This window comes from Caloranaerobacter sp. TR13 (assembly GCF_001316435.1).
Taxonomy (GTDB): Bacteria; Bacillota; Clostridia; order Tissierellales; family Thermohalobacteraceae; genus Caloranaerobacter.
Map to the genome: position 1 here is coordinate 409644 of NZ_JXLL01000001.1, position 26195 is coordinate 435838.

The window sequence follows — 26195 nt, forward strand, 5'->3', positions numbered from 1 at the left end:
ATGGATACAGTAGCAGTAATTGGAGGTGGCCCTGCTGGCATTTTAGCTGCAGGAACTGCTTCTAAACAAGGTAAAAAAGTTATTTTGTTTGAAAAGAACTCTAATATAGGCAAGAAACTTCTTATTACAGGGAATGGTAGATGCAATATTACAAATAACTGTGATATTGAAAACTTTATCAAAAATATTGTTAACAATAAAAATTTTATGTATAGTGCATTCTATACTTTTACGAATACTGATACTATAAATTTACTTGAATACTTCGGAGTTAAAATTAAAGTAGAAAAAGATAATAGATGTTTTCCAAAATCAAATAAAGCAATTGATATAATAAATGCCTTTAACAAGTATTTATTATTTAATAAAGTATCTGTACTTAAAAATACTAAGGTTAATGTTATAACATTAAATAAAAATGGTACTTTTACGCTTCATATAAACAATAAAAAATCTATGACTTTTAATAAAGTTATTCTAGCAACTGGTGGTAAGTCTTATCCAAAAACCGGTTCAACAGGTGATGGATATATTTTTGCAAAAAAATTTGGTCATACAATTATTGAACCTAAACCTGCTTTAGCACCAATAAAGCTAAAAGATGAAAAACTAAAAAAATTACAAGGTATATCTTTGAACAATACAAAACTAACAGCCTATTTAAACAATAAAAAACTACATGAACAAACTGGCGAAGTAGTTTTTACACATTTTGGTATCTCTGGTCCTGCAGCTCTCTCATTAAGTAGTTATATTAATAGATACTCAATCAACAAGATAAAATTGGAAATAGATTTTTTGCCAGATTATAACTACCAAAGTTTAGAAAAATTAATTAAATCCTTATTTTTAAAAAATCAACAAAAAAATATCTGTAATACTCTTTGTGAAATATTACCTAAAAAAATCATAGTTTACTTATTGGATAATTTAAATATTCCATTTGATAAAAAAACAAACAATGTGACTAAAGATGAAAGATATAAGATAATAAATAGTTTTAAAAAGCTTGATTTAAACTATAATGGATTAAAAAGTATTGAACAAGCAATTGTAACATCTGGTGGAATATCTACAAAAGAAATAAATCCATCAACTATGGAATCTAAATTAGTAAAAGGTCTCTTTTTTGCAGGTGAAATAATTGATGTAGATGCTTTAACTGGTGGGTTCAATATACAAATAGCATTATCTACAGGTTATTTAGCAGGTCTAAATTGTTAATTATATAAAATTTATTGAGCAGAATTCTGTTATAATATATAATAAAAAGGAAGCGGGGATATTATGTCTATAGTAGCAATTCGAGGAGCTATTACAGTTAATAATAATACAAAAGAAGACATTGTTAATTGCACAAAAAAACTTTTAAAAGAAATAATAAGGCAAAATAATATTAATAAATCGGATGTAATTAGTATTTTATTTTCAGCTACTAAAGATTTAAACAAGGCATATCCAGCTATAGCTGCTAGAGAATTAGGGCTTAATAATTGTGGATTAATGTGTTTTCAGGAAATGGATGTTGAAAATAGTTTGAATAAATGTATAAGAGTACTTTTATTTTTTAAAAGTAATTTAGAACAATCTTCTATTAAGCATATTTATTTAGAAAAAGCAAGTATACTTAGACCTGATTTGAATTAATTCCTTTTTTATAATTATAAGGAGGTATAAAATGAATAAAATTGTAATTGCAATAGATGGTCCAGCAGGTGCAGGTAAAAGTACTATAGCTAAAATTATTGCAAAAGAATTAAATATAAATTATATAGATACAGGAGCAATGTATAGAGCTTTGACTTTAAAAGCCTTGAAAAATAAAATAGATTTTAATGATAGAGCTTCATTAATTTCCTTATTAGATAACACTGATATTGATTATTATAATAATCATATTTATTTAGATGGAAAAATAGTAGATAATGAAATAAGAAATAATGAAGTTAGTAGGAATGTTTCTAAAATTGCTAAAATAAAAGAAATTAGAGTAAAACTAGTTGAAATCCAAAGAAAAATAGCTAGTAATAAAAGCGTAGTTATGGACGGAAGAGATATTGGAAGTTATGTCTTACCTGATGCTGATTTCAAATTTTATGTAACTGCCTCTGTTGACGAAAGAAGTTATAGAAGATATAAAGAGCTTATTGCTAAGAATGTTAATATTTCTTTTGAACAAGTCAAAGAAGAAATAAAACAAAGAGATGAAATTGATAAAAATAGAGAATTTTCACCTTTAATTAAAAGTGAAGATGCTATTTTAATTGATACTACAAAAAGAACTATTAAAGAATGTGTTAATGAAATATTAAATATTATAAAGAAAGGAATGTAAAATATGTCTTTTTATAACTTTGCAAAGAAGACATTATCTTTATTTATGAATGCTTTCTTTAGAATTGAAGTTACTGGAAAGCATAATTTCACAGATAATAAATTAATTATTTGTTCCAATCATATAAGTTTGTTAGATCCTATTTTGGTAGGTATAATATCTCCTAGAAAAATATATTTTATGGCAAAAAAAGAATTATTTAAAAATAAAATTTTAAATAAGATAATTACTAAATTAGGAGCCTTTCCAGTTGACAGAAGGAAGGGAGATATTTCTGCAATAAAAAAGTCTTTGAAAGTGTTAAATGAAGGCAATGTTTTAGGTATATTCTTAGAAGGTACTAGAGTTAAAAGTGAAAATATAGAAAATGCAAAACCTGGAGTTGCTATGATTGCAATCAAAAGCAAATGTAATGTATTGCCAATTTACATAGATGCTAATTACAAATTATTTTCTAAAGTTAAAGTCATTATAGGTGAACCGATTTCTTTTGAAGAATTTTATGACCAAAAACTAAATATTGATGATTACAAGAAAATTAGTCAAAACATTTTAAAAAGGATTTATGCATTAAAATAATCTGATAGGAGAGATATAATGGATTTACTGATTGCCAAAAACTCTGGTTTTTGTTTTGGAGTTGAAAAAGCAGTTAAAACCACATTACATACATTAAATGAAAATAAATCTAATGTTTTTTCATTAGGTCCAATTATACATAATGAACAAGTTATTAATTTACTTAAAAGCAAAGGTTTGATAATAATTAATAATATTAAAGATGTTAACAAAGGGAAAGTAATAATCAGGTCACATGGAGTCCCTTTAGATGTTTATTCATATGCAAAAAATGTTGGATTAGAATTGATTGATTGTACATGCCCTTTTGTAAGAAATGTGCAACAAAAAGCAAATGAATTCTTTAACAATGGTTACACTATTGTTATAATTGGCGACTCAAAACATCCAGAAGTTATAGGAATTAATGGTTGGTGCAACAATCAAGCAATAATTGTAAATTCTGAAAATGATATAAACAAAGTTCCTCTCACTGATAAATTATGTATAGTATCTCAAACAACAATGACTTTAGAAAAATTTCAAAAGCTATCTCGATTAGTACAAGAGAAAGGTAAATCAGTAAAGATTTTTAATACTATATGTAATGCAACAAACCTAAGACAAGAATCAACAAAGGAAATTGCTAAAAAAGTAAATGCTATGATTGTAATTGGTGGCCACCATAGTTCTAATACCCGTAAATTAGCAGAAATAAGTAAAAAATATTGTCACAATGTGTATCATATAGAAACTTTAGATGAATTACCTGTTGATAAGCTTAGAAATATTAAAAGAATTGGGATTACCGCTGGTGCTTCCACACCTGATTGGATTATTGAAAATATTATAAATTATTTAAATAATATGTTTAATAAATCATAAAATTAATTATCTATTAAAACTATTAGATCTTACATGCATAAATATTTTATAAATGATAATAATATCTAATGAACCTCATTAATATCAAGACCCCCTTTACATTCATAATGTGGCATATTGCCACATTTTTTTTAATGTGATAGAATTACATTGATTAATTTTTTTAGCAAAGGGGTCTGAAATGGATAAGTACGAAATTTTTAAAAAAGATTTTTATAAAATAACTGGTATCGATTTAAATTGTTATAAAGAGAAACAAATGAAGAGAAGACTTAGTTCTTTGTTAAAGAGAAATAATTTTTCTGATTTTGATGATTATTTAGTAGGTATTAAGAAAAATAATAAACTTCTAAATGAACTTCTTAACTTTCTTACTATAAATGTTTCAGAGTTTTTTAGAAATCCCACTCAATGGCATGTTCTAGAAAAAGATATTATACCAAGACTAATTAAAAATAATGGTAAGATAAAAGTTTGGAGCAGTGCATGTTCTACAGGAGAAGAACCTTATTCTTTAGTAATGCTATTAACAAAATTTTTCCCTTTAAAAGAAATAAATATATTAGCTACAGATATTGATGAAAGTGCAATTCAAAGAGCGAAAATTGGGATTTATGATGAAAAAAGCTTAAAAAACGTACCAGATGAATTTAAAAACAAATTTTTCATAAAAATTGGGAATACATATAAAATAGATGATAAAATCAAACAATGTGTTGATTTTAAAAAGCTTAACCTATTAAGTGATAGTTTTCCTAAAGGATCTCATTTGATTTTGTGCAGAAATGTTATGATCTATTTTACTGAAGAGGCAAAAACAAAGCTTTATAAAAAATTTCATGAAGCACTTACTGATGATGGTATATTCTTTGTCGGTAACACTGAACATATAATTTTACCAGATAAATATAATTTAAAACCAATAAAATCTTTTTTCTATAGTAAATTGTAGACTATAAGCACAACTAGATATAATGTCTAGTTGTGCTTTCTATTTTAAACTTTGTTATTTATTTTTATATTATTTAAGAAGGATTTATTTCAAAATTGAAGAATAAATCAATTATAATTTATTAGAGGAGGAGTGGGAAATGATAGATACTAAGAGTAAATATTCTATTTCCGAAGTTTCAGAAATAACTGGATATCCTCAACATGTACTTAGATTCTATGAAAAAGAGTTCAAACTAAATATACCAAGAAATAAATCTAATCATAGATATTATACATACAAAGAAATAGAAAAAATTAATTATATAAAAGAATTACAAAACAAAGGTTTTACAAATAAGCAAATTAAGCTTATCTTAAATTCACCTGAAGAGATTATCGTAAATAACCATAACGAAACTGCAATCACTTCAGTGGCTTTTCAATTAAATGATATAAGTAACGGAAAAAACTTTATTACTGAATTTCAAAATAGTTTAATAGAAAAAATTCAGGAAACTCTAAATCAAAATTATATTAATAATATAGAAGCTTTAAAAGAATTAAAAACAGAAATTGAACAATTAAAACATGAAATTAAAAATAAAGAACATGATGTGTTAATTTGTGAAAATGCTAAATTAAAAATGAAATTAAAAGAAAAGTCATATGAGGTTGCAGAATTAAAAGAAAAACTCAAACGCGAAAAAGAAGCTAATAAAAGTATTTTTAAAAGGATATTTAAAATAAAATAGAAATTACTTATTTTGAATAAAATACAGCAATTTGGTAGAATTATAATGTATGGAAACAATATTACTTCTATGGAGGATAAATATGAACATTGAAAAAATTAAGTTTCAATTAGATAAAAACTCAGACCAGCATCTATATATACAATTATACAGCAAAATAAAAAAATTAATTTTAGATGGTACTTTGAAACCTCATACAAAATTACCTCCTATAAGAAAATTTGCTGATGAATTAAACGTAAATAATGTAACCATTGTTAATGCTTACAATTTACTTCAAAAAGAAAACCTAGTATATAAAAAAGTAGGAAGTGGTACTTTTGTTAACATAATAAATTATGATATGGACATAGAAGTTGACTACAAGCAATATTTGTATACTCTAAATAAAGAAAAAATAAATCATTATATATATAATTCTGAAAATATTATTGATTTTTCAAATACAACTCCAACAAATGATCTTTTTCCTGTTGAAGATTTTAAATACGTCATTAACTTGGTTTTAGATAGAGATAAAGGAAATGCTTTTAAATATCAAGAAAGTCAAGGATACTATCCCTTAAGAGAAACTATAAAAAACTATTTGTCTAATTACACAATTAATTGTGATACTAGTAACATACAGATCATATCTGGAGCTCAACAGGGAATAGATATTCTTTCTAAAGCACTAATAGATTATGGCGATATAGTTTTTACAGAAAGTCCAACTTACACAGGAGCTATTGCAGCTTTTAAATCAAGAGCAGCAAAAATTATAGAAATTCCCATTAAAAAAGATGGTATAGATTTGAATTATTTAGAAGACAAACTTAGAAACTTTAGACCTAAGTTTATTTATGTTATGCCTAATTTTCAAAATCCAACAGGTTATACTTATTCAAAATTAAAAAAAATAAAGTTACTAGAATTAGCTAATAAATATGAAACTTTAGTAGTTGAAGACGACTACCTAAATGACATTTCGTTTAACAATAAATATCCAGAAACATTAAAATCACTAGATAAAAACAATAGAGTTATTTATATTAAAAGTTTTTCTAAAACTTTCATGCCTGGATTAAGATTAGGGTTTATGATAATACCTATTTCGATACAGAATGAAATACTTGTAGCAAAACATATATCTGACATATCTACATCTGGTCTTATGCAAAGAGTTTTAGACCTATATATTAAAATGGGTTTATTTAAAAAGCACATTAATGAAATTAATAAAATATACAAAAAGAGATTTGATCTGATGGTTAAAAGTTTATCAAATTATATACCTAAACAGGTTAGTTATTCTATTCCTGAAGGTGGTCTTAATTTCTGGCTTTCATTACCACATGGTTATTTAAGCGATGAACTACATGAACTATGTTTTAAAAAAGGTATTCTTATAACCCCTGGTTCAATATTTTATGCTAATAAAGTCAAAAGTAATTCTTTTAGAATTAGTATTGCATCAGTCAATGAATCTATAATAGAAGCCGGTATTAGTCGACTTTCCGAAATAATAAATGACCTCTTTAATAAATCAGATATTAATAAATATCATTTCAATCCTCTAACTCATTTATAATTATATTAAAACTATATAAGCAAAAGTTAAATAATTTTATCTTCTGCAATATATATTAAATTATCTTTTTCCTTTAATATTGTAGTTTTACTAGGGTTCAAAAAAACTTTATTATCTCTATATATACCTATGAGAGTTGCCCCTTTGTTTAAAAATTCAATAGCAATTCTCTCATAGGTTTTTCCTATATATTCTTTATCAACAATTACCTCATAAATTTCATTTCCATAAGAATTAGTAAGTAACTCTTTTATAGCTTTACTAACACCTTTATATAATGCACATCTCATCATGATTTTACTCTCAAATTGTGTACTAATTATAGTTTCATTAACATTGGCACGCTTAAAATGTATCAAGTTTTTTTGATCAATAACTTCTGACACTAAGTGAATATTGGGATTAATTTTACTTATAGCTAAACTTATTAGTACAGATCTTGCATCTATCATTTCACTATTTTCTAAACTTCTATCTGCTAGTACAATTGCTGATTTAGCATGTTTAATATTAGCTCTTTCTAAAACGTTATCTGTTGTAGGATCCCCTTTTATATAGAAAACATTATTATTATCATATGGATTATGGGAAATATTAGCCACTAAAACAATTTTTAATTTTTCATCCTCTCTTAATAACTCTTCAATAATAGATTTTGCTTGATAATTCCAACCAAAAATAACTATATGATTACTGAAGTTTACATCCAATAAACCCATCCCCTTTTTTAAGTTTCTTTCTACAAACACAGAAGCTATTGAAGCGGTAGAAAAACCAAAAGAACCAATCCCTATAATCATTAATGAAATAGCTATTATACGACCAAATTGGGTTGTTGGATAAATGTCCCCGTAACCAACTGTTGTACTTGTTACAAATCCCCACCATAATGCATCCCATAAAGAATTGATATTTGGGTTCTTATTATTTTCTATTAAATAAAATAAAACCGAACTAATTACTATAAAAAATATTACTAATAAAATTGCTTTATAAACTTTTGTTGCTCTAAGTGAAATATGGAGTTTTCTAATATATATAGTTAAGTTAGTAATTTCTACCACCCCTTTAACAACATAATAAAGATATTTTATTAAACTTCAATTAGAATCTTATTAATTAACTTTTTTTAGCCTTAAATTTCGTTCAAATTTCTTTGTATAATATTATTTCCTTAATATATTTAATAATAATGTTAAATTTAATCTTATTTAGTAATTATTTATTGAATTTTGTAGCAATTTTTAGAAATTTTTACATTTCCCTGGTAATATATAGCACCCATAATATTCAATAGTATGTAAATATATTTAAAATAAATTCATTATATATTTTTAAAAATAATTATAAGGAGGTTTATATATGAATAGTAATAAATTAAATATAATAAAATTGCCCGAAGAGTTAATTGAATTCAAAAAATTATATTTAAACAATAGAGATCCTATTAGAAGAAAAGTATTAAGTTTTGCTGAAGTTTCTTACTTTATGAATAAAATTATTCCTTTACCTATAAATTCAAATACTTATTATAAAGTTAGATATGAATCTTATGATAATGATAAATATCTACTCTTACTTTTAGCCTATAACTATATTATTTATAAATTGTTACTGAAAAGAGTAAACTTATATGAACTAAAAATACCTTTTGAAGATATTACTTTAACAACAAATTTTATAGATATATTTTTCCAATATAAAACACCAATTATAGATAAGAAGACTAATATTGTTTGGATATTGCCGAAACAAAAGATAAAGAAATATATTTATGAATCAATTTATTTCAATAATTTTAATAACTACTATTATGAAGAAGAAACTCTTTTAAAACTCATATATATAATAGCAGGATTTGTTAAATATGAATATCAAAATTTAAATACTGAAATAATTGATGAAATAAATCTGTTAAATTATCCTACTTTAGTTTTTGCAAATATTAAACTTTATGAAAAAGGGATAATTAAAATCTTTGAAGAAAATAATAGAATAAGTATTATATTAAGTCTTAATTCTTCTAATCAAAATATTATTTTTACTAAGAATGAAAGTCTATTAAAAAAGAAAATCTTACAAGTTATAAATAAAATAGATGGTATAGATTATAATATAGATGATTTCTTAGACTAAAAATAGTTTTTTGAATTATACAATTAGTATAATTGCATATTTTAAAAATATTTAGATATTTTTAAACATTCAATGCAGTATCGCGCGTTTGTATATGCATTTTTCTGAAAATTAACTTGACATAAAATAATTATAGTGTTATAATAAGACTAGGATATTAAAAGAGGGGGTTTGATAAATGAATAGAGGTACTATAAAGAATCTTAAATCATTGCAAACTAGTAGACTAAAAAAATGTGGTGCTATTACATGCATACACAACATTGACGGTTATTGCAATATGGATAAATGTGAGATTTATGAGAGAACTTTAAGACAAGAATATTAAAAAAAAAGAGGAAGGCTAGCTAGCTTCCTCTAAGAAACACCTATTTGGTGTTAATTTTTTTGTACTCAATAAGACCTTCTTTTAATATATTCATTGCCTTTTTCAAATCATTTTCATTTAAAACATATGATATTCTTATCTCATCTTTGCCTAAACCTTCTGTTGCATAGAACCCTTCAGCAGGTGCTACCATAACAGTTTCATTATTTACATCGAAATCACTTAATAACCATTTAACAAAATCTTCGGCATTTTCTACTGGTAGTTTGGCAATTACATAAAAAGCTCCATGTGGTTTTCTACATAATACACCTTCCATTGTAGATAATGCTTCATATACAACGTCTCTTCTTTTTCTGTATTCTTCAACAACCCCTTCAAAATAGTTATCTGGTACATTAACTAGCTTAGATGCACCTATTTGTTCTATTGTTGCAACACAAAGTCTACTTTGACATAGTTTTAAAACTTGTCTAATTAATTCCTTATTCTTACTTGCAATTGAACCTATTCTTGCTCCACAAGCACTATACCTTTTTGATACACTATCTATTATAATTACTCTGTCTTTAATATCATCTAAGTGTGCAAAACTTATATACTCAAAGTCATCATATACAAATTCCCTATAAACTTCATCTGCTATAATAAATAAATCGTTTTCCTTTGCTATATCTCTAATCATGTTTATTTCCTCTGGTGTATAAATAACACCAGTTGGATTACCAGGGTTGGATAGTAAAATAGCTTTAGTTTTGTCAGTAATTAAACTTACTATTACTTCTTTCTTTGGTAAGTGAAAACCGTCCTCTGCTCTTGTTGTTATTGGATTTACTTTAATTCCTGCTGAATTACCAAAACCATTATAATTTGTGTAAAATGGCTCTGGAACTAGTATTTCATCTCCATAATCACAAATTGCCAATAAAGCAAATAATAATGCTTCACTACCACCATTTGTGATAAGTATCTCATCTTCTTCAAAATAAATATCATACTTTTTATAATAATTAATAAAGCTTTTAATTAGCTCAGGTATTCCTCGTGAATTAGTATAAGCTAATACTTTTTGGTCAAAGCTTCTAATAGCTTTAAAAAATGAATCAGGAGTTTCAATATCAGGTTGTCCGATGTTTAAATGATAAACTTTTTTACCATTTTTCTTAGCTTTCTCAGCTATAGGAACTAATTTTCTAATTGGTGATTCTTGCATTGATAAAATTCTTTTAGAAAGTTCCATAATAATACCTCCTTAAATAAATTAGTCTGAAAACCTTTTCATCAAATTCAAAAAAATATACTAACAATATTATAATAACATAAAAAGGTCTTTAAATAAAAGACTATCGAAATTGAATACAAAATTGCATTACACAACTTAATATAAATTATTTTTAATTCTAATGTAGAACAATATTAATTAAGTGATTCTTAAAAATTAATAACTCTTCTATTTTCCAAAATTATTTGTTATAATATTTTTTAATTATAGGGATTATATAATTAGCAGTAATTAAGAGGAGGAGACTTATTTTGAATAAAGCAAACAATCTACAGAAAAGAAAATACTATATAGAGACTTGGGGTTGCCAGATGAATGAACATGATTCTGAAAAAATGTCCGGAATTTTAGAAAGTATTGGTTATATTGAAACTAATACACCTAAAGATGCAGATCTAATCATTTTTAATACATGTCTTGTTAGAAAAAATGCAGAGCTTAAAGTTTATGGTAATCTTGGACATTTAAAAACATTAAAAAACAAAAAACCTGAAATGTTAATTGCAGTTTGTGGCTGCATGACACAAAAAAAAGAAATAAGAGATTTAATTAAAGAAAAATATAGTCATGTAGATATAGTATTTGGCACTCACAACATACACAAATTGCCAGAATTAATTGCTAATGCAAGACAAAATTCTAGAATGATAATAGACGTTTGGGAAGACTCAGGAAACATAATTGAAGGATTACCAGCTAAAAGAAAATATGGATTTAAAGCTTTTGTTAATGTAATGCATGGTTGCAATAATTTCTGTACTTATTGTATTGTTCCTTATACTAGAGGTCGTGAAAAAAGTAGACTTCCAGAAGATATTTTAAGAGAAATTAATGAACTTTCAGCTCAGGGTTGTAAAGAAGTAACTTTATTAGGTCAAAATGTAAACTCTTATGGTAAAAATTTAGATAAAAAAGTAAGTTTTGCGCAATTATTAAGAATGGTTAATGAAGTAAAAGGTATAGAAAGGATCAGATTCACCACATCGCATCCTAAAGATCTTTCTGATGAGTTAATATTAGCCATTAAAGAATGTGATAAGGTATGCGAACATATACATTTACCATTTCAAGCAGGAAGTAATAAAATTTTAAAAGCTATGAATAGAAAATATTCAAAAGAACATTATCTAAATTTAATCGAAAAAATCAAAAATGAAATACCTAATATTGCCATAACAACAGATATAATCGTAGGTTTTCCTGGAGAAACAGAAGAAGACTTCGAAGAAACTTTAGATGTAGTTAGAAAAGTAAAGTTTGATTCAGCTTTTACATTCCTTTATTCAATAAGAAAAGGTACTCCAGCTGCAAAAATGGAAAATCAAGTTCCCGAAGACATTAAACATAAAAGATTTAAAAGACTATTAGACACTATTTATCCTATTAGTTTAGAAATTAATCAAAAGCTTAAAAATAAGGTAGTTGAAGTTCTAGTTGAAGAAATAAGTAAAACTGATAAAACAAAAGTAACAGGAAGGACTAGAACAAATAAAGTTGTTCATTTCTCGGGAGACAAAAACCTAATAGGTAAATTAGTTAAAGTTAGAATTACAAATCCTAAAACTTGGACTTTAGAAGGTGAATTAATAGACTGATAAATATTTTTGTTATTATAGGCTAGGGCTTACCTTAGCCTATTTAAATTCCAAGCCATTTATATGTTATAATATACCTGTATATATAAATTGGAGGGAAATAATTTGAAAAATTTAACACCGATGATGAAACAATACTTAAATATAAAAGAAAAATATAAAGATGCAATTCTGTTTTTTAGACTTGGTGACTTTTACGAAATGTTCTTTGATGATGCAATCCTAGCATCTAAAGAACTAGAAATCACATTAACAGGTAGAGACTGTGGTAATAAAGAAAGAGCTCCTATGTGTGGAGTACCATTTCATTCTGCTGATGCTTATATAGCTAAGCTAGTTAAAAAAGGTTACAAAGTAGCTATATGTGAACAAATAGAAGATCCATCAAAATCAAAAGGTATTGTTAAAAGAGATGTAGTTAGGATAATTACACCTGGTACTATAACAGATACAAAAATTCTAGAAGACAAAAATAATAATTATCTTTGTAGTATATATATGGATATAACAGGGATAGGTCTTTCATATGTCGATGTTACTACTGGTGAATTATATACAACTGAAATTACAGGAAATGAAAAAATATTAATTAACACATTGTTCGATGAATTAGCTAAAATTCGTCCTACTGAAATAATATTAAATGATTATTTATACAACAAAAAGGATATTATAAAAAAAATTGAAAATAAATTTAATTCAATTACTAACTTTTATGATAATTGGACTTATGAATATAATGTAGCTAAAGAAGTAATTTTAAATCAAATGTCAGTTTTATCTTTGGATGGATATGGACTAAATGGAAAGGTATATTCTGTAATATCATTAGGTTCTCTTATTAATTATTTAAATGAAACACAAAAAATAACATTAAAGCATTTGAATCATGTTACATTTTACACAATTGATAATTTTATGATGCTAGATATTAATACTCGTGTAAATCTAGAACTTACTGAAACGATAAGAGGCAAAAATAAAAAAGGTTCTTTATTTGGTCTACTAGACTGTACATCAACCGCAATGGGTGGTAGAATGTTGAAAAGATGGATAGAAGAACCTTTAATAAACATTAAAGATATTAAAGAAAGATTGGATGCCGTAGATTATCTGTTTAATAATTTTCTAGTTGTAGACGAAATAAAAGAACTTCTAAAAAGCGTATACGATATAGAAAGAATAATAGGTAAAATTGTTTATGGAACTTGTAATGCTAGAGATTTAATTTCCCTAAAAAAGTCTGTATTAGTTTTTCCAGCTATTAAAAATATTTTACAGAAAACATCTTCTAAATTACTTTTATCCTTAGGCAAAAAATTAGATACATTAAAAGATATATATGAACTTATAGAAAATGCAATTATTGATGAGCCTCCTATATCTATTAAGGAAGGTAATATTATCAAAAATGAATATAGTAAAGAATTATTTGAACTTAGAGAAGCAGCAACTAAAGGCAAGGAATGGATATACAAATTAGAACAAAATGAAAGAGAAAGGACTAAAATCAAGTCATTAAAAATAGGATATAATAAGGTTTTCGGGTATTATATAGAAATAACAAAATCAAATTTAAAGTATGTTCCTAACGAATATATTAGAAAACAAACGCTTGCTAACTCAGAAAGATATATCACTCCTGAATTGAAAGAAATGGAATCTAAAATACTTGGAGCGCAAGACAAAATAGTAAAGTTAGAATATGATATTTTTATTAATATTAGAGAAACAATTAAAGATCAAATAAAAAGAATACAAGAAAGCGCCAAAATAATTGCTATTTTAGATGTTCTCTGTGCATTTGCAATAACTGCATATAAAAATAATTATACAAAACCAAAACTAAATTTAGATGGAATAATCCAAATTAAAAATGGAAGGCACCCAGTAGTAGAAAAAATGCTAGGGGAAGGTTTATTTATACCAAATGATACTTTTCTTGATAATGATAAGAATAGAATTGCTATAATAACAGGACCTAATATGGCCGGTAAATCTACATATATGAGACAAGTAGCGCTTATTACCTTGATGGCACATATAGGTTCATTTGTGCCAGCTGATGATGCAAATATAGGAATAGTTGATAGAATATTTACTAGAGTAGGTGCATCTGATAACCTATCTCAAGGGCAAAGTACTTTTATGGTTGAAATGAGTGAAGTAGCAAATATACTTAATAATGGAACTGCAAATAGTCTAATAATTTTAGATGAAATAGGTAGAGGTACTAGTACTTTTGATGGCTTAAGTATTGCATGGGCAGTAATTGAATATATTAGTGATAAAATAGAAGCTAAAACTCTTTTTGCAACTCACTACCATGAACTTAGTGAATTAGAAGGTAAGATAGAAGGAGTAAATAATTTTCGTATATTAGTTAAAGAAAAAGGAGATGACATTATCTTTCTTAGAAAAATAGGTAAAGGAAGTGCAGATAAAAGCTACGGTATACAAGTAGCTAAACTGGCAGGTGTACCTCTTGATGTAATCAAAAGAGCTAAGGAAATTTTACGTAGACTAGAAGAAACTGATATTAACAATACAGCATTAACAATTGATGAAAATATAGAAGTATGTAATGTTAATGAAATAAATGAATACCAACTAGATTTTTTTAATTTAAAATACAATAATTTTATTGATAAAATAAAATCTATAGATATAATGAAAGTAACTCCCCTTGATGCAATAAATATTCTATATGAAATTATAAAAGAGGCAAGCGAATTATAGGAGAGATTTAGATGAGTAAAATAAAAATATTAGATGATAATACTATCAACAAAATAGCTGCTGGTGAAATTATCGAAAGACCTGCATCAGTTATAAAAGAACTTGTAGAAAATTCAATTGATGCAGGTGCAACTTCTATTACTATAGAAGTAAAAGGATATGGAAAAAATTATATTAGAGTTACAGACAATGGAACAGGTATTGAAAGTGATGATTTAGAAATAGCTTTTATGCGACATACTACTAGTAAAATTAATAAAATAGAAGACTTGGAGAAAGTTGTATCATTAGGTTTTAGGGGTGAAGCATTAGCTAGCATTTCAGCAGTATCTCAAGTTAAAGTTATAACAAAAACTGATAATAATCTTATAGGTAACCAAATAATATTACAGGGTGGTAAAATAATTAATAAAGAAGAAGTTGGTTGTCCTAAAGGAACAACTATAATTGTAACTAATTTATTTTATAACACTCCTGTAAGAGCAAAATTCTTAAAAAGTGAATCTAAAGAAACTTTAAAAGTAAACGATATAATATATAAGCTTGCATTAAGTAATCCAAATATATCTTTTAAATATATTAAAGACAACAAGATTATATTTAAAACACGAGGTAATGCTGATGAAGAAGATGTAATTTACAATTTGTTTGGCAGAAATTTTTTAAATTCTCTAATTAAAATAAACTATAAAAACCATAATTTCCTTATAAAAGGTTTTGTTTCAGAACCTTCATTTACTAGAGGTAATAGATCTCATCAATACTTTTTTGTGAACAATAGATATGTAAAAAGTAATTTACTTTCAAAAACTATAGAATCAGCTTATGGAACTCTGCTACCTCTAAACAGATTCCCAGTTGCAATACTTTATTTATTTATATCTCCACATGAAATTGATGTTAATATACATCCAACTAAAACTGAAATTAGATTTAGAAGCGAAAAAGAAATAAGTGATATTATATATAATGTAATTAAAGATATTTTAAAAAAGAGCGACATTATTCCAAATATAAACATTAATAATAATAAAAATAATAATTGTGAAAATCAAATAAACTTTATTGATAAAATAAATACAGAAACTAATTATGGTAAATCATCAAATAGCTTTTTGGTAGAAAAAAATAATAAAATCAAACACGAAAAACTAGATAAAGTTAAAATAGAAAAAGATTTTAATTTATCAGATAATAATGCAACCTACAAAACTAAACAAATTGTAAATTACTCATTAATAAAAGAAAATTCTTTAGAAAATAACCAGGAAATTTCTATAGATAATATACAAATTATTGGAAGGTTATTTTCTACATATATTTTAGCAGAAGATAAATTAAATGCTGTATTATATATAATTGATCAACATGCAGCACATGAAAGAATAATGTTTGAAAAACTGAAAAAACAATTAGAAAATCAAATTATTATTTCCCAACAAATGCTTGTGCCTGAAATAATTAATCTTACCTTTAATGAATATAAGAAGGTAGAACTAAATCTAGAAATATTTAATAAGTTAGGTTTTACTATAGAACCTTTTGGAAATTATTCTGTTATACTTAGAAGTGTACCGGTTATTTTTAATAAACCTAATGCTAAAAAATTGTTTTTAGATATCCTAGATAATCTTGAAAGTTCTGATAACAAATTTGAGAGTAATTATAATTTAAGATTAGAAAAGATAATGAAGTTAGCTTGCACAAGCTCTATTAAAGCTGGTGATAAAATTGATGAATTAGAAATATCTAACTTAATAAAAGAACTTTTTAAAACAGAAAATCCTTACACTTGTCCTCATGGAAGACCAACAATTATTAAATTAACACAATTTGAATTAGAAAAGAAATTTAAAAGAACGTAGAAGGTGAAATGTTATGAATTTACAAAAGGCTCCACTTTTTATATTAATTGGTCCTACAGCAGTAGGTAAAACTGAAATATCTATTGAATTAGCACATAAACTAAACGGAGAAATTATTTCAGCAGATTCGATGCAAATATATAAATACATGGATATAGGAACTGCAAAAATTACTAAAAAGGAAAAAAGAGGAATCAAACACTATCTTATAGATGAAATATATCCAGACCAAAAGTTTTCAGTGTCAGACTTTAAAAAATTAGCAGAAAAATATATAAATGAAATATTAAACAAAGGTAAATTACCTATTGTAGTAGGGGGAACTGGTCTTTATATTAACTCTTTAGTATATGAACTAGATTTCACCAATGCTATTTCTAACCCAAAATTTCGCAATGAAATGATAAATAAGGCAAAAACTTTCGGTAATAAATATATTCACGATGAATTAAAAAAGGTTGACCCAATTTCAGCAGAAAGAATACATATAAATGACACAAAAAGAATTATTCGAGCACTTGAAATATATTATGAAACAGGTAAACCCATGTCCCATTATTATAAAAATTTTAGAAAGCCAAATTCTAAATACAATATTGCAATGGTTGGCCTAACTATAGATAGAGCAAATTTATATACAAGAATAAATCATAGAGTGGACAAAATGATAGAGTTAGGATTAGTAAATGAAGTTAAGAACTTATTAGAAATGGGTTATTCTAGTGAGTTAACTTCTATGCAAGGTTTAGGATATAAAGAAATTATTGCTTATTTAAAGGGGAAATGTACTCTAGAGGAAGCAATAAATATATTAAAAAGAGATACTCGAAGGTTTGCTAAAAGACAATTAACATGGTTCAGAAGAGATGATAGAATCCATTGGATAAATCTAGAAGAATTTAATGATAAAAATGAGGTTATAAATTATATAGTTAACTATGTTAAAAGTATATTAAATTTTTAAATATTATCTTAAATATCATAATGGAGGGGTTTAAATGAGAAATAACATTAATTTACAGGATGCTTTTATCAATAAAGTTAGAAAAGAAAATATAAGTATAACTATTTACTTAATTAATGGTTATAAATTTAAAGGTATAGTCAAGGGTTTTGATAATTATACTATCGTTTTAGAAAATGAAGGAAAACAACATTTAATCTACAAACATGCTATATCAACAATTTCACCTAATTCAACAATGAACTTTTTAACAAAAAATACACCTCAAAATAATCAAAATATCTTAACAAATGATGAGAATATAGTAGAATAGTTCAAAATGTTAAAAGCTTTTGAGAATTAATTCTTAAAAGCTTTTAACATTTTATTAACTTAATTCATAAAATAGTAATAGCAGCTATTTTCGAGGTGAATTTATGAATAGTAAAAATCATGAAATCTTTAAATTTTATCAATATGGAAAAACAAATTTATACACAACTTTTGACATTTTTTCAAATAAAAAAAAGAATATAAAAAAAAGTTCTTGTAAATCTAATACTAGCCTAAATGATATATTAACTGAACTTAATAATTTAATAGGTTTAGATAATGTAAAAAAACTAGTCAAAGAAATAATAGCTTTTATTGAAATCCAAGAAAAAAGGAAAGCAGAAAATTTATTAACAGAACCAATAGTCTTACATATGGTATTTAAAGGTAATCCAGGTACAGGAAAAACTACTGTAGCTAGATTGCTAGGGAAAATATTTAAAGAAATAGGTATTTTAGAAAAGGGACACTTAATCGAAGTAGATAGAGCTGATTTAGTAGGAGAATATATTGGGCATACAGCAGTTAAAGTAAAAGAACAAATTAAAAGGTCTTTAGGTGGTATACTTTTTATTGATGAAGCTTATTCTTTAGCTAGAGGTGGAGAAAAAGATTTTGGTAAAGAAGCAATAGATACTCTTGTTAAAGCTATGGAAGATCATAAAGATAATTTTGTATTAATATTAGCTGGATATAAAAATGAAATGGATTATTTTTTGAAAACCAATCCTGGTCTTAAATCTAGGTTTCCTATTTATGTTGATTTTAAAGATTATTCTATAAAAGAACTTATTCTAATAGCTAAAAAAATTGCATCTGATAGACAATATCAATTTTCAAATAAAGCAATTTTAAAAATAGAACATATTTTAAAAAAGAAAGTATATAATAACGGTAATGCTAGATATGTTAGAAATATTATAGAAAGAGCTATTAGAAGGCAAGCTGTAAGATTAAAAAATAAACATAAAGTAACTAGATATGATTTGTTAACTATATTAGAAGAGGATATAGTTGAAGATGACTTATATTAGATATAATATTTATATTACAATTGCATAAGGTATATAATTACTTATGGATTATAAAACAACATTATGTTAAAATACAAAAGATAATAAAAGTATTGGGGTGATTACATGGATAAGGATACGATAAATATTTTATGTAAACATTTTGGTGTTGAAAAAAAAATCATTGACTTGGTTTTATCAAATGAAATTAGATTAAAAAGAAAATTTAATCAAATTGATGAAATTAAAGAATATAATCAGTATAAAATTATTATTGCAATGCAAAAAGCAAAGTTAAATTCTACACATTTTAATTGGACAACCGGTTATGGGTATGATGATATCGGTAGAGAAAAAGTAGAAGAAATTTATTCTTATGTTTTTAACACAGAAGATGCATTAGTAAGACCAACTATTGTATCAGGTACACATGCTTTATATCTAACTTTATCTGGCATTTTACGACCTGGAGATGAAATATTATCGATAACAGGTAAACCATATGATACACTTCAAAAGGTTATAGGCATTAAAGGAAACAGTAAAGGTGCTTTATCTGAATTTGGAATTACTTATAAAGAAATAAATTTAGATAATAACGGTAATATCAAGATTAGAGATGTTATTAATTCTATAACTTCTAAAACTAAACTTTTACTTATTCAAAGATCTACAGGATATAGTACTCGTAAGGCTATAACAATAGAGCAAATAAAAGTCGCAATAGAAAGTATAAAAAAAATATATCCGAATGTTATATGTATGGTAGATAATTGTTATGGTGAATTTATCGAAAAATTAGAACCTACTGATATTGGTGCTGATATAATCGCTGGAAGTTTAATAAAAAATCCAGGAGGCGGATTAGCGCTAACTGGAGGATATATAGTTGGTAAAAAAGAACTTATAGAAATGATAGCAAATAGGAGCACAGCTCCTGGCATAGGTAAAGATTGTGGGTTAACATTTGGTACAACAAGAATTACTTTACAAGGTTTGTTCTTAGCTCCTCATATAGTTGCTGAAGCCTTAAAAGGATCATTATTGGCTGCATCAGTATTTAAAGAATTAGGCTATAAAGTTGTACCTGATGTAGACGACTTCAGAAGTGACATAATACAAGGTATAGAACTAAATAGCAAAGATAAGGTTGTTAAATTCTGCCAAGCTATTCAGAGTGCATCTCCAGTTGATTCTTATGTTTTACCACAACCTTGGAATATGCCAGGATATGATGATAAAGTTATTATGGCAGCTGGTGCTTTCGTACAAGGTTCATCTATTGAATTAAGTGCCGATGCGCCTATTAGAGAACCTTTTATGGCATATTTGCAAGGTGGTTTAACATATGAACATTGTAAACTGGGCATAATAATAGCTCTAAATAGTTTATATAGTGATAATTTATTATAAAGAATAGAACCTTAGATTTAGTTAATTTTCGATTTAAATAATTTATTATGTAAAATAAAATAAGCTGGATATCCAGCTTATTTTATTTTACGAAACACACCAATAACTTTCCCTAGTATTTTGACATCATTTACAATAATCGGCTCAAGATATTGATTTTCGGGTTGTAACCTTATATGATCAGCTTCTTTAAAAAATCTTTTTATAGTTGCTTCATCATCAATAAGAGCAACTATAATATCACCATTATTTGCATAATTTTGTTGGCGTACTATTACATAATCTCCATCTAAAATACCTGCTTCTATCATACTTTCTCCCTTAACAGATAATATGAAAACTTTATCACTTTGAATAAAATCTAATGGTAGCGGAAACATATCTTCAATATTCTGTACTGCAAGTATAGGCTCACCAGCAGTAACTTTGCCAACAACAGGTATCTCAATAATTTCCTTTTTTGAATAATAGTTGTAAATATTATCTTTATCTAAGATTTCTATCGCTCTTGGCTTAGTAGGATCCCGTCTAATATATCCTTTTTCTTCTAATTTTGATAAATGTCCATGGACAGTAGAAGTAGATTTAAGTCCGACAGCCTTACAAATTTCTCTTACAGAGGGCGGATATCCCTTAACTTGTATTTCTTTCTTTATAAACTCCAGTATTTTAAGTTGCTTAAAAGATAAATCTTCGTACATTTTTAGCCCCCTAACAATTGAATTTTGCTTTATTATAACATATCATACAAAAAAAATCAAACATTCGTTCGAAAAAAGCTTGACCTAGAACAAATGTTCTTTTATAATATAAGTAGAACATACATTCGGCGAAAGGTGGTATAAAAATGAAAGTTAAAATAGTAAACAAAACTAGATTTATCATATTTCTTGTTATATCTATTACCTTAATTTTAGTTCTTATTAGTGCTTTGTTCAAAATAGGAAAAGCTTATAGTGTTACATATACACAATACATAAATATTGAAGTTAAAGCAGGAGATACTTTGTGGAATATAGCCAAAAAAAACAATAGTAAAAAAGAAGATATTAGAAAATTAGTTTATAAAATAATGGAATTAAATGATTTAGAAACAGCTAAAATTAAACCAGGCGATATAATCAAAGTACCTATTTACTCCAAGAAAGGTAACCTAGATTAGGTTACCTTTCTTTAATATTCTTTAATATTAGATAATGGATTACTTTTAACAGCTTTTCTTAATCTATCATCGTCTATATGTGTATAGATTTGAGTAGTAGAAACAGTAGAGTGACCTAAAATCTGTTGTAAAGCTCTAATATCTACATTACCATACTTATACATTAAAGTAGCAGCTGTATGCCTAAGTTTATGTGTAGAATACTTATCGGGATCTAATCCCGCTAACTTAATATATTTTTTAACAATATACTGAACAGTTTTATTGCTAATCCTATTTTTTCTTTTACTTATAAATAAGGCTTTTTCATCTTTAAGACCTTCTTTTGGTCTAACTCTTAAATAATTATTAATTGCTTCTAAACATGCCTCATTTAAATATATAGTTCTTTCTTTATTTCCTTTGCCAATAACAGTTAATGTATCTCCTTTGATTTTGTCTATATCAATACTAACTAATTCAGATAATCTAAGTCCACAATTCAGAAAAAGGGTTATAATGGCATAATCTCGTTCTTTAAATTTACCATCTATTGCTTTTAATAAATCTTGTGCTTCATTTAAGGTTAAGTAAATAGGGTGCCTAGAGTCAGTCTTAGGCGATTCTAATTCTATAGCTGGATTTTCATCGATTAACTTAGCTTTATTATGTAAGTATTTGAAAAAAGACTTTAAACTAGCAACTTTACGCGCTTTTGCATAATTACTATTATTTCTATTTTTGTCAACGTACGAAATGTAAGCATGTAAATCTTGAAGATTCACTTTTCGGAGTAGAGTTATATCAACATCATCAATATTAATTATACTTAAAGGTGTATTTTTATCAACAATTCTATATCTTATTTTTAAAAATCTAAAAAAAGTTCTTAAATCATAAAAGTATTCTTTAGCAGTATTTTGTGATTTACCTTTAATTGTTTCAATGTAATTTAAAAAATCTTCCAAAATTATTGGCATATCATTCATATTTTCCAACTCCTTATTATACAAAATGTATATTTTGTATAATTAATTCTACAAAATTTATAAAATTCCTTCTAACTAAAACACCTAAATATATAATAATTTAAAACATAAAATCAAACTATTAAAACAAACAAAATTAAAACCCCATTTAAGGGGTCTTAAAAATTCTATACATTTAATTCAACATTCATACCTAAAAAATCTTTATATCTATCTAAAATCGGGTCAATATATTCTTTAATAAATTCTACAACTTGTTCTGGAGCTCTTCCAATAAATTTCTTAGGATCTAAAATATCAAATATTTCTTCTTTAGACAAATTTATTTTTTCACAATTAATAATCCTATCTATTAAGTCATTTTTTCCACCTTGCTCTTTAACTACTTTACTTGCTTCCATAGAAAGCTGCCTAATCACCTCATGTAATTCCTGTCTATCTCCACCTTTTCTTACTGCCATCATTATTATATTTTCTGTCGCCATGAAAGGTAGTTCACTCTCTATATGAGTTTTTATAACTTCTTCATATACTACCAAACCATCAAATACATTAATAGCAATTTCTAATATAGCATCACAAGCCAAAAATGATTGAGGTATAATCAAACGTCTATTAGCTGAATCATCCAAGGTTCTTTCAAACCATTGTGTTGAAGCCGTCATCGCAGCACTGCTAAGATTTGATATTATATATCTAGCTAACGAAGCTATTCTTTCGCTTCTCATTGGATTTCTTTTGTATGCCATTGCCGAAGAACCTATTTGTTTTTTTTCAAACGGCTCTTCTATTTCCTTTAAATGCTGAAGTAACCTTATATCATTTGTTATTTTATGAAGTGTTTGAGCTATGCCACTTAGTACTGCTAATACATCAAAATCAATTTTTCTCGAATATGTTTGTCCTGTCACTGGGTAAGTATCACTAAATCCTAATTTATGTGCAATTAATTTATCTAGCTTTTTAACTTTCTCATGATCACTATCAAACAGTTTTAAGTAACTAGCCTGCGTACCAGTTGTACCCTTAGCTCCCCGCAACTTTATATTATCCATTTTATATTCTAAGTTTTCATAATCTAAATATAAATCATGTAACCATAGAGCAGCTCTTTTGCCAATAGTCGTCAATTGTGCAGGTTGAAAATGTGTAAAGCCTAATGTCGGTACATCTTTATACTTTAAAGCAAATTTTTTTAATTTATCGATTAAATTTACAAGTTTTATTCTAATCAAATTCATAGCTTTATACATAAGTATTAAATCAGTATTATCTCCTACAAAGGCACTAGTAGCTCCTAAATGTATTATTGGCTTAGCTTTAGGACATTGAGCACCATAAGTGTGCACATGTGCCATAACATCGTGCCTGAACTCTTTTTCTTTTTTTCTTGCCAATTCAAAATCAATTATTTCTTTATTTTTCTTCATTTCATCTATTTGCTCTTCACTTATACCTAAACCCAATTCTTTTTGCGCTTCAGCTAAAGCTATCCACAAATCCCTCCAAAGCTTATATTTCATTGTAGGAGAAAAAATCTGTGCCATTTCCTTACTCGCATATCTTGTTATTAGTGGATTTTCATATTTGTCTTTCATTAATCGAACTCCTTTCATATCATTTTTTGGATTATAAAAAAGATACGTGGCAATTCCACATATCTTCTATTTTAACAAGGTTTCAATTCTATCTAAACCTTTCATAATATTTTGCATAGAAGTTGCATATGACAATCTTATATAATCATCTGCACCAAAAGCAATACCAGGCACAACAGCAACCTTTGCCTCACTCAATAATAAATTAGCAAAATCTAATGAATTATTAATTTTTTGACCTTTAATCTGCTTACCTTTAATTTGAGTAATATTAGCCATAACATAAAATGCCCCTAAAGGTTTTTTACAAGTTAATCCATTAATAGTATTTATCCTTTTAACCATATAATTTCTTCTTTCTTCAAATTCTTTCCTCATATATTCAATAGTTTTTTGATCTCCCTCTAGACCTTCCAAACTAGCATATTGAGATATAGTACAAGGATTTGAGGTTGTGTGACTCTGAATCCTCGTTATAACTTTAATAATTACTTCATGTGCAGCTGCAAACCCTATTCTCCATCCAGTCATAGCATACGCTTTTGACATGCCATTAATTATAATAGTTAAATCTTTAATATCTTTATTTAACGAAGCTATACTTATGTGCTTTTCGCCATCATAAATTAGTTTTTCATAAATTTCGTCAGATATTACAAAAATATTATTTTCTATTGCTATTTCTGCTATCTGTTCTAGTTCCTCTTTACTATAAACAGCTCCCGTTGGATTACTAGGAGAGTTTATAATTATAGCTTTTGTCCTATTCGTTATTGATTTTCTTAAGTCATTTATATTATATTTAAAACCATTTTCTTCTTTAGTTTCTACTAATATAGGTTTGCCTCCTGCCAATTTGACCATTTCAGGATAGCTTACCCAATAAGGTACAGGCATTATTACTTCTTCTCCTTGATTAAGGATAGCAGCTAAAACGTTAAAAATTGAATGTTTAGCTCCATTTGACACAACTATATTTTGAGGACTGTATTCTATATTATTATCTTTTTTTAATTTTTTACAAATAGCTTTTCTTAGCTCTAAAATACCAGATGCAGCAGTATAACGAGTATTACCTTCCCTAATTGCTTCAATCGCAGATTCTTGTATGTTTTTAGGTGTATCAAAATCAGGTTCACCAGCACCAAAACTTATAACTTCTATACCTTTTTCTTTCATTTCTTTTGCTTTAGCTGTTATTTCTAACGTTATAGATGTTGATATATTTAAAGCCTTTTCTGATAGTTTAAAGTTCATACCTTTTACCCCTCCATAAATAATTTATGTCAAACAATTAAGTTCTTTCTACATTTCTATTTTATTATCCTTCATTCTTTCAAAATATTAATAAAAATTAATACTATTTCTTATATATGTCTTTTAATATACATTTAATAATCTCCAAAGAATCCATAAATATACTCTCATATAACAGTTTTATTTTTTTATAATGTTCAAATCCCTCGTTTGTAATCCTGTATTTTCTTATAGACCTTTTATCTGGTTCTATCCACCAACCTGTAATATAACCATTTTCCTCTAACTCTCTTAATAAAGGATATACCATACCTGGACTTGGCTCCCATTTAAAGTTTAACCTACACTTTATTTCTTCAATTATTTCATTTCCATAATAACTTTTCTCTCTTAATAAGTGTAGTATATATAACTTTACAAAAGATGTAGTACTTATCTTTGAAGGAAATTGTCTATTTCTTTGACCTTTCATTTTAATCGCCCCTTAAAAATATAATATCAAATAAAAAACCTGCATTAATGCAGGTTTT

25 protein-coding genes are annotated in these 26195 nt (G+C 26.2%); 18 read left to right on the forward strand and 7 right to left on the reverse strand.

The genetic code is table 11. The features are described 5' to 3' along the window. The 8 genes from TR13x_RS01990 (at position 1) to TR13x_RS02025 (ending at position 7033) form a co-directional block, all read left to right on the forward strand. Positions 1-1224, forward strand: coding sequence for an NAD(P)/FAD-dependent oxidoreductase (locus TR13x_RS01990; RefSeq protein ID WP_054870201.1), 1224 nt, complete (start codon positions 1-3; stop codon positions 1222-1224). A gap of 63 nt (positions 1225-1287) precedes the next feature. Then, positions 1288-1647 (forward strand): chorismate mutase, encoded by a 360-nt coding sequence (gene aroH, locus TR13x_RS01995; protein ID WP_054870202.1) that lies wholly within the window; start codon positions 1288-1290, stop codon positions 1645-1647. A 31-nt stretch (positions 1648-1678) separates the two neighbouring features. Continuing rightward, positions 1679-2335, forward strand: coding sequence for a (d)CMP kinase (cmk, locus tag TR13x_RS02000; RefSeq protein WP_054870203.1), 657 nt, complete (start codon positions 1679-1681; stop codon positions 2333-2335). A gap of 3 nt (positions 2336-2338) precedes the next feature. Further along, positions 2339-2914 carry a 1-acyl-sn-glycerol-3-phosphate acyltransferase gene (locus TR13x_RS02005; RefSeq protein ID WP_054870204.1) on the forward strand — a complete coding sequence of 192 codons (576 nt, stop codon included), beginning with the start codon at positions 2339-2341 and terminating at the stop codon, positions 2912-2914. An 18-nt stretch (positions 2915-2932) separates the two neighbouring features. Then, positions 2933-3778, forward strand: a complete 846-nt coding sequence (ispH, locus tag TR13x_RS02010; RefSeq protein WP_054870205.1) for a 4-hydroxy-3-methylbut-2-enyl diphosphate reductase — start codon at positions 2933-2935, stop codon at positions 3776-3778. Positions 3779-3959: 181 nt separating this feature from the next. After that, positions 3960-4730 (forward strand): protein-glutamate O-methyltransferase CheR, encoded by a 771-nt coding sequence (locus tag TR13x_RS02015; RefSeq protein ID WP_054870206.1) that lies wholly within the window; start codon positions 3960-3962, stop codon positions 4728-4730. Positions 4731-4869: 139 nt separating this feature from the next. Continuing rightward, entirely contained in the window at positions 4870-5463 is a 594-nt protein-coding gene (locus TR13x_RS02020; protein ID WP_054870207.1) for a MerR family transcriptional regulator, read from the forward strand. 82 nt (positions 5464-5545) lie between these two features. Next, positions 5546-7033 (forward strand): PLP-dependent aminotransferase family protein, encoded by a 1488-nt coding sequence (locus tag TR13x_RS02025; protein ID WP_054870208.1) that lies wholly within the window; start codon positions 5546-5548, stop codon positions 7031-7033. 26 nt (positions 7034-7059) lie between these two features. Here TR13x_RS02025 and TR13x_RS02030 read toward each other — a convergent pair whose 3' ends face one another. After that, complete coding sequence (locus tag TR13x_RS02030; RefSeq protein WP_054870209.1) at positions 7060-8097, reverse strand: TrkA family potassium uptake protein; 1038 nt, start codon at positions 8095-8097, stop codon at positions 7060-7062. A 298-nt stretch (positions 8098-8395) separates the two neighbouring features. Here TR13x_RS02030 and TR13x_RS02035 point away from each other — a divergent pair, with 298 nt between their 5' ends. Next, a complete protein-coding gene (locus tag TR13x_RS02035; protein WP_054870210.1) occupies positions 8396-9169 on the forward strand; it encodes a hypothetical protein in 774 nt (257 codons plus the stop codon). Between the two features lie 178 nt (positions 9170-9347). Then, positions 9348-9497 carry a hypothetical protein gene (locus TR13x_RS11100; protein WP_161802921.1) on the forward strand — a complete coding sequence of 50 codons (150 nt, stop codon included), beginning with the start codon at positions 9348-9350 and terminating at the stop codon, positions 9495-9497. Positions 9498-9537: 40 nt separating this feature from the next. Here TR13x_RS11100 and TR13x_RS02040 read toward each other — a convergent pair whose 3' ends face one another. After that, positions 9538-10737, reverse strand: a complete 1200-nt coding sequence (locus TR13x_RS02040) for a pyridoxal phosphate-dependent aminotransferase (protein ID WP_054870211.1) — start codon at positions 10735-10737, stop codon at positions 9538-9540. A 293-nt stretch (positions 10738-11030) separates the two neighbouring features. Here TR13x_RS02040 and miaB point away from each other — a divergent pair, with 293 nt between their 5' ends. The 7 genes from miaB to TR13x_RS02075 all read left to right on the forward strand — a co-directional run bounded on the left by miaB (position 11031) and on the right by TR13x_RS02075 (position 20680). After that, the gene (gene miaB / locus TR13x_RS02045) at positions 11031-12374 is read left to right on the forward strand and encodes a tRNA (N6-isopentenyl adenosine(37)-C2)-methylthiotransferase MiaB (protein ID WP_082394748.1); all 1344 of its coding nucleotides are present in this window, start codon (positions 11031-11033) and stop codon (positions 12372-12374) included. Between the two features lie 105 nt (positions 12375-12479). Next, positions 12480-15113: a DNA mismatch repair protein MutS gene (gene mutS, locus TR13x_RS02050; protein ID WP_054870213.1), complete on the forward strand. Its 2634-nt coding sequence runs from the start codon at positions 12480-12482 to the stop codon at positions 15111-15113. Between the two features lie 11 nt (positions 15114-15124). After that, the gene (mutL, locus tag TR13x_RS02055) at positions 15125-16978 is read left to right on the forward strand and encodes a DNA mismatch repair endonuclease MutL (protein ID WP_054870214.1); all 1854 of its coding nucleotides are present in this window, start codon (positions 15125-15127) and stop codon (positions 16976-16978) included. 13 nt (positions 16979-16991) lie between these two features. Beyond that, on the forward strand, positions 16992-17942 hold the full coding sequence (gene miaA, locus TR13x_RS02060) for a tRNA (adenosine(37)-N6)-dimethylallyltransferase MiaA (protein ID WP_054870215.1): 951 nt from the start codon (positions 16992-16994) through the stop codon (positions 17940-17942). A 34-nt stretch (positions 17943-17976) separates the two neighbouring features. Next, entirely contained in the window at positions 17977-18255 is a 279-nt protein-coding gene (hfq, locus tag TR13x_RS02065) for an RNA chaperone Hfq (RefSeq protein ID WP_054870216.1), read from the forward strand. A 103-nt stretch (positions 18256-18358) separates the two neighbouring features. Then, positions 18359-19288 (forward strand): AAA family ATPase, encoded by a 930-nt coding sequence (locus tag TR13x_RS02070; RefSeq protein ID WP_054870217.1) that lies wholly within the window; start codon positions 18359-18361, stop codon positions 19286-19288. A 105-nt stretch (positions 19289-19393) separates the two neighbouring features. Further along, positions 19394-20680 (forward strand): methionine gamma-lyase family protein, encoded by a 1287-nt coding sequence (locus TR13x_RS02075; protein ID WP_054870218.1) that lies wholly within the window; start codon positions 19394-19396, stop codon positions 20678-20680. 77 nt (positions 20681-20757) lie between these two features. Here the strand turns inward: TR13x_RS02075 and lexA are convergent, their stop codons facing one another. Next, positions 20758-21381, reverse strand: a complete 624-nt coding sequence (gene lexA, locus TR13x_RS02080) for a transcriptional repressor LexA (RefSeq protein WP_054870219.1) — start codon at positions 21379-21381, stop codon at positions 20758-20760. Positions 21382-21527: 146 nt separating this feature from the next. Here lexA and TR13x_RS02085 point away from each other — a divergent pair, with 146 nt between their 5' ends. Further along, a complete protein-coding gene (locus tag TR13x_RS02085) occupies positions 21528-21842 on the forward strand; it encodes a LysM peptidoglycan-binding domain-containing protein (protein ID WP_054870220.1) in 315 nt (104 codons plus the stop codon). Between the two features lie 11 nt (positions 21843-21853). On the opposite strand, the gene TR13x_RS02090 is transcribed toward TR13x_RS02085, so the two are convergent. The 4 genes from TR13x_RS02090 to TR13x_RS02105 form a co-directional block, all read right to left on the reverse strand. After that, positions 21854-22810, reverse strand: coding sequence for a tyrosine recombinase XerC (locus tag TR13x_RS02090; protein WP_054870221.1), 957 nt, complete (start codon positions 22808-22810; stop codon positions 21854-21856). 167 nt (positions 22811-22977) lie between these two features. After that, complete coding sequence (gene purB / locus TR13x_RS02095) at positions 22978-24408, reverse strand: adenylosuccinate lyase (RefSeq protein ID WP_054870222.1); 1431 nt, start codon at positions 24406-24408, stop codon at positions 22978-22980. A gap of 66 nt (positions 24409-24474) precedes the next feature. Further along, positions 24475-25665 carry a pyridoxal phosphate-dependent aminotransferase gene (locus TR13x_RS02100; RefSeq protein ID WP_054870223.1) on the reverse strand — a complete coding sequence of 397 codons (1191 nt, stop codon included), beginning with the start codon at positions 25663-25665 and terminating at the stop codon, positions 24475-24477. Positions 25666-25768: 103 nt separating this feature from the next. Continuing rightward, positions 25769-26137: a PadR family transcriptional regulator gene (locus TR13x_RS02105; RefSeq protein WP_054870224.1), complete on the reverse strand. Its 369-nt coding sequence runs from the start codon at positions 26135-26137 to the stop codon at positions 25769-25771. Positions 26138-26195 lie beyond the last annotated feature (58 nt).

Bases quoted from the DNA above. Each gene is read 5' to 3' on its own strand.
- lexA (WP_054870219.1), bottom strand. From the start codon at position 21,381: ATGTACGAAGATTTATCTTTTAAGCAACTTAAAATACTGGAGTTTATA.
- cmk (WP_054870203.1), top strand. From the start codon at position 1,679: ATGAATAAAATTGTAATTGCAATAGATGGTCCAGCAGGTGCAGGTAAA.
- miaA (WP_054870215.1), top strand. From the start codon at position 16,992: ATGAATTTACAAAAGGCTCCACTTTTTATATTAATTGGTCCTACAGCA.
- aroH (WP_054870202.1), top strand. From the start codon at position 1,288: ATGTCTATAGTAGCAATTCGAGGAGCTATTACAGTTAATAATAATACA.
- hfq (WP_054870216.1), top strand. From the start codon at position 17,977: ATGAGAAATAACATTAATTTACAGGATGCTTTTATCAATAAAGTTAGA.
- TR13x_RS02085 (WP_054870220.1), top strand. From the start codon at position 21,528: ATGAAAGTTAAAATAGTAAACAAAACTAGATTTATCATATTTCTTGTT.
- TR13x_RS02090 (WP_054870221.1), bottom strand. From the start codon at position 22,810: ATGAATGATATGCCAATAATTTTGGAAGATTTTTTAAATTACATTGAA.
- TR13x_RS11100 (WP_161802921.1), top strand. From the start codon at position 9,348: ATGAATAGAGGTACTATAAAGAATCTTAAATCATTGCAAACTAGTAGA.
- TR13x_RS02015 (WP_054870206.1), top strand. From the start codon at position 3,960: ATGGATAAGTACGAAATTTTTAAAAAAGATTTTTATAAAATAACTGGT.
- purB (WP_054870222.1), bottom strand. From the start codon at position 24,408: ATGAAAGACAAATATGAAAATCCACTAATAACAAGATATGCGAGTAAG.
- TR13x_RS02020 (WP_054870207.1), top strand. From the start codon at position 4,870: ATGATAGATACTAAGAGTAAATATTCTATTTCCGAAGTTTCAGAAATA.
- TR13x_RS02035 (WP_054870210.1), top strand. From the start codon at position 8,396: ATGAATAGTAATAAATTAAATATAATAAAATTGCCCGAAGAGTTAATT.
- mutL (WP_054870214.1), top strand. From the start codon at position 15,125: ATGAGTAAAATAAAAATATTAGATGATAATACTATCAACAAAATAGCT.
- TR13x_RS02105 (WP_054870224.1), bottom strand. From the start codon at position 26,137: ATGAAAGGTCAAAGAAATAGACAATTTCCTTCAAAGATAAGTACTACA.
- TR13x_RS02040 (WP_054870211.1), bottom strand. From the start codon at position 10,737: ATGGAACTTTCTAAAAGAATTTTATCAATGCAAGAATCACCAATTAGA.
- TR13x_RS02005 (WP_054870204.1), top strand. From the start codon at position 2,339: ATGTCTTTTTATAACTTTGCAAAGAAGACATTATCTTTATTTATGAAT.
- TR13x_RS02075 (WP_054870218.1), top strand. From the start codon at position 19,394: ATGGATAAGGATACGATAAATATTTTATGTAAACATTTTGGTGTTGAA.
- TR13x_RS02100 (WP_054870223.1), bottom strand. From the start codon at position 25,665: ATGAACTTTAAACTATCAGAAAAGGCTTTAAATATATCAACATCTATA.
- TR13x_RS01990 (WP_054870201.1), top strand. From the start codon at position 1: ATGGATACAGTAGCAGTAATTGGAGGTGGCCCTGCTGGCATTTTAGCT.
- ispH (WP_054870205.1), top strand. From the start codon at position 2,933: ATGGATTTACTGATTGCCAAAAACTCTGGTTTTTGTTTTGGAGTTGAA.
- TR13x_RS02025 (WP_054870208.1), top strand. From the start codon at position 5,546: ATGAACATTGAAAAAATTAAGTTTCAATTAGATAAAAACTCAGACCAG.
- TR13x_RS02070 (WP_054870217.1), top strand. From the start codon at position 18,359: ATGAATAGTAAAAATCATGAAATCTTTAAATTTTATCAATATGGAAAA.